Raw genomic sequence first — 4,969 nt, forward strand, 5'->3', positions numbered from 1 at the left:
AGCAATGACCGTTCGATTGGTAGCGTCATCAAGCTGCTTACACCGTCGAGCCGCGATTATCACGAGGCGTACAACACGTGGTTGAGCGCTATTCCGCAACATGTCAAGGAGCTTGTCTTCGTCGTCAAGCGCTTTCACCGCCCGGAATGGGGCGATAGCTGGCGGACTCATTACTCGGTCGATCTGATCAACGGTCGCCCCGGAAATTCACTGAAGCTTGACGGCAGCACGCTGATCGTGAATACCCTGCGCGTTGGTTTCGAGAAGGATGGGGCCTGGCGTGTCTTCGGGTTGCGCCATGACTTCCACCCCGCCGGCAAAGTGCAGACGGAAGACGATATCACGGCCAGCGTGGTCGCACCCGCCGTTGCGATTGCGGGAGAGTCGGGGACCTTCTCGCAGAAGTTTGTGCAAAATTGCGAGCGTCGCCTGTTTCAAAGGCCGGACGACGCAATCCATCGCGGCTATGATCGACAGGCTGAAGCGGATATCGCGACACCGGGGACCTTTATCTCCAACTTCCAGCCGCTTGACGGATCGGATGCGCGCGAACTGGTTGATGACGCTATCGGATTCAGTGAGTTTACGCCACCGATGCAGGAACTGATCCAGGCCGCTGCCAATGCGCCCGAGGGATCGTCACCCGCCTATTTCGTCTCCTCGGCACACCCGCGCCTGGTCGATGGGAAACCGACGAAAAACCCGCGCTATCTGCAGTTGCGCCCCGACATCGCGCGCCCGAACGAGACTGCAATTGCCAACCTGGCGATGAGTTTGTTCCGCAGGCAGTCAAGTGCGGAGCCGCTCATTACCCCGGTCCATGTGGTCGCCGCCGGTCGCCGCAACAACCCTCCGGGGGATGGCATCCGCGCGCTATGCCCCTACAATCCACTGCATTACATGGAGTTGCCTGAACTCTTTATCGAGTTCATCAGTTCGATGACCGGCAAGTCACCCTCTACAACAGGTGCGGGTTCAGAGGGTGCTTTGACCAAAGGGCCGTTCAATGCCCTGCCGGCCATCATCGACCTGAATGCCGCCTTCGTGTCCTTCGCGCTCACTGGTTACGACGGATGGGTTTCCTGTGCCGGTTACGTCGGACCAAATGTGCGCGTCGATCATGACGTCAGTTTGCTCGTGCCCGAGGTGTTTGCACGTATGAGTCCAGGTGAACGCAACGCGAAGAATCTGATTGCCCGGGGTGCCCTTGAGCGCGTTGTCGATTTCGAGCACCATGGTCAGCCGGTTCTGGCCAGCCGCCTCGGTTATCGGATGACAGCACGTCTGGCGAGCACCTACTTCGGCCGGATATTTCTGCATCCGCATGCCGTGTTCACCGAGGAAATGCTGCGCCCCGAGATTCAGGACATGGACATTTTTGCCGACGGCGTGGCGAATATTGTCGCCACCCACCAGCGTGTGGCCGAAAGCTATTTCACCGATGGCACCATTTCTTTAGCCTGCCCGCCATTGAAGGCTCTGTTGGAAATCATGGCGCACGGACACACAGCCAATGGCCATGGACTGGAGTCACCGGAAGTGCGTTCGCTGTTTTCTCGCGAAAGCGTACTCGCCAGTGATTGGTATGCGGCACGCCTGGATGCCAAACAACGCTGTGACGAGACGCGGTTGACCCGTGCTGTAGCCTCGCTTTACGAATTCCTTGATCGCACCGAGAATTCCGAGGTTGCCTCTCGTCTGGGACTATCGGCGCGACGTGCTCAGACACAAAGCGAACGGGTTCGTGTCGGCTCGGCGGAATATCGTGCCGGGCTGGTTGGGACTATCGGCCGACAACCTTTATAGGGCGCGTCGACCATCGGGCGATTGGAGCGGCCGGGGACAGACGTCTGGAGGTTGACGGCGATCTCGCGGAGGCGGGGCTTCAAGCGCCGTGTCGGCGCACCGGCGGCGAGCAGCGAAGTGATCACCATATGTTGCCGCCCGTTCGGCGTCTCCACCCGCAGCAAGGGAACCGTTGTTGGCATCGCTGGGGACTGGTAAACCTGCGCCTCCTGTGCGTATCGCGCGTTATCGGCGCACGCGGGATCGCCAGCTGCGCGTTCTGCCCCGAGTGCCTGAACTGGCGTACTACCCTCAATCCACGGGAAGTGTCACAGTAAATACAGCAAGGGATCCGGTGTGCGGTCGTGGGTGAAATACTTTGGCCCGAGACGGGCACTTTCGCATCATTCCTGTGCAAACAGATACTTGGTAAGTGCATTAATTGTTTCTCATAAACAATATGTTACAGCGTCACTATGCAATGGAAATGGGAGTCGTCCAAGCCGTGATCGGATCGATACATTCACGCCGAGTCGAGAGGATTGTCTGGCCAGAGGGACTTGGCGATGCCCTTGGAGTGTGTCTTGCCTGACCAGAGGATGGAGTAGGCGATGGTTCGCAGTACGCCAGGATTGGGACGCTGGGTAATAAGGGCATTCGCCTTCGTTGCTGTTGTCGAGATTCTTTATCTGGTAACGGGAAACCTGCTGCTCAATGGCGGTTTCCTGCCGCAGATGCTCAGCCGAACACCCGATCGTTTTCGCATTGAATGGGCTTCCGCATGGACCATCGTGCCGGGCCATCTGCGTGTCACCGGGTTGACCCTAAGCGGTCAGACACCCCGGCAGCAATGGTGGTTTGCGATGGGCCAGGGTGAAGCGCGCCTGGCGCTGGGCAGTCTGTTCTACAAGACAGTTCGGCTGGCAGACCTTGAGGTGGACAGCATGTCGGCAGGGGTACGCGATCGGATTGCGGTTGCGGTTGCGCCGGCCGCGCGACTCGCTTCATCTGCTGGTGCCCTGCCGACGGTCCCTGCGGTTCCGCAACCGGATGCGGCCCCGCTGACGCTGACACCGCCAGAAGCCGAAGGGGTCAGCGAATGGTCTGGCTGGACCATCGCTGTCAACCATGCGGATATCGCACAAATCCAGGCACTCGAGGTCGACGGCTACCGTTTCAGCGGGCAGGCGCGGCTGCGGCTGGAGGGTTTCAATTACCGCCTCGATGGGCCTCTGGCGATGGCGCGGGGCAGGGTTCAACTGGACTCGGGCAAGCTCCTGCGCGGCTCGGAGTTGCTTGCCGCCGATCTGCAGGGCGATGTCGATATCCGGCTCGACGGGTTTGTCCCCGGGGAAAACCCCGGGGCCGGAGCGGCCAGGTTTGTCTCGGGCTCCCTCACAGTGACCGGTGACCTGGCATCGTTTGGCTTCATCAACTCCTACCTCAGCGATAGCCAATGGCTGCAGTTGGATGGCAGCGGCCGCCTGAAGGGAAGGCTCAGCATCGAACACGGCACATTGATGGACGGCAGCGAGCTCGTCGTCGAATCGCCGGATCTGACGCTGGTTCTCGATGAGCGCCTCGCGTCGGGTGCCGGAGAGCGTCACCTGGTCCAGGGAGCAGGCAGGGTGCATGGCGATGTCCGCGCCCAGCAGGGTGAGCGGCACACTCGGCTGCAGGTGGAGCTGCGCGATGTGGCGATGCGCAGCTCCCCGAAAAACCAGCTTTTTCTGCAGGCACAGGGCTTTCACCTTGACGTGACCGCCGGACTCGTCAATTTGAGCGAAAAGCCGGGCGAACCGGCGGTGTCCATGCACTGGCGGGAAGCTGTGATGCCGGATGTCGCGCTGTTGAACGCCTATCTACCGGGCGGGCTACCTTTCAGACTGATTTCGGGGCAGGCGCGTCTGAACGCCCAGCTCGCCTATGCCGACCGGGTCGTCTCCGGCGGCTTTGAGCTGGCGGGGGAGAAAATCTCGGGGCTCATTTTTGATAAATCCGTGGCCGGTACGCTGGCTGTCGATCTGATTGTCAACGAGGCCGATTTCGAAAACCGGCGCCTCGATCTTTCCGGCAGCCGGATCAGGATGCAGGCTTCTGAGCCAAGCGCTGCCGGCGGCGTGGGCCCGGCTGCTTTGCAGACGGAGCTCAAAATTGTGCAGGCGCAACTGGCATCGGCGTTATCGCTCGCTGAGCTCAGGGATTATTCCGGATCGCCGCCCCTCCGCGGCGAACTCAAGCTTGAGGGAACGGTGGCGAACATTGATTTCCTCAACGCTCTCCTGTCAAAGCGTCGGGCCATCGAGTTCGGCGGCGGCGGCCGCCTGCGCGCGGATCTGCGCCTGGACGAGGGGCGCCTGGCATCTCCCAGTAGCCTGACGGTCGAATCGGATCGTCTGGTCAGTCGCTTTTCCGGCTTTGAGGCCAGCGGTGCCGGCGGCCTGTCGGCCGGGATGCGAAAGCGGGCCGGCGCGGAGGAGATACGCATGGATCTGGCGTTGCGCGATATGCAGATACGCGAAGTGAAAGGCGGCGAGGTTTTTCTGCGTGGAAAGGGTTTACAGCTGACCGCGACAAGCCCGGCACTCGATGTGCGCACCAAGCGCATCGAGCCGACCGCCGTGCTGACCTGGCAGGATGCGCTGCTGCCCGATGTCGCGCTGCTGAACAGCTACGTGCCGGGTAACCCGCCCTTCAGCCTGAGCTCGGGCACAGCCCGTTCGAGTGGGCGCCTCACCTACGCCGGCCGGAAATTGTCGGGTACTGTGAGTCTGGCCGGCGAGAAGATTGCCGGCATGCTGTTCACGGAGGCGGTCGTCGGACAGCTCGGCGTCGATCTGGCGATCAAAGAGGCCGATCCGGCGAGCGGTCTCCTGGACCTCTCGGGAACCCGCCTGCAGATGCAGGCAGCGACAGCAGAAGCGGCATCGAGCAAAGGGATGGCGCCACTGCAGACCCGCATCACGGTCAAGGAGGCACGCCTGAAATCCCGCCCGGTATCGGCCAATGTGTCCCGTTCAGGGCGCTTTTCTCCGGTCAGCGGGGTGGTCAGGCTCGAGGGGTCGGTGGCGAATATCGCTTTCCTCAACAGCTTTCTTCACGGTCATCAGGGGCTGGAATTTTCTGGTGATGCGCGCATGACCGCGGACCTGCGGCTTACCGAAGGACAGGTCGCTCCGGGCAG

General features: G+C 61.2%; 1 protein-coding gene and 1 pseudogene. Both read left to right on the forward strand.

The features are described 5' to 3' along the window. A pseudogene (locus RUW20_RS17905) lies at positions 1 to 1,806 on the forward strand (hypothetical protein); the annotation flags it as partial. 590 nt (positions 1,807 to 2,396) lie between these two features. Next, on the forward strand, positions 2,397 to 4,969 hold a 2,573-nt coding region (locus RUW20_RS17910; RefSeq protein ID WP_313953584.1), incomplete at its 3' end, for a hypothetical protein.

It is taken from the genome of Accumulibacter sp. (assembly GCF_032229525.1).
Lineage (GTDB): Bacteria > Pseudomonadota > Gammaproteobacteria > Burkholderiales > Rhodocyclaceae > Accumulibacter.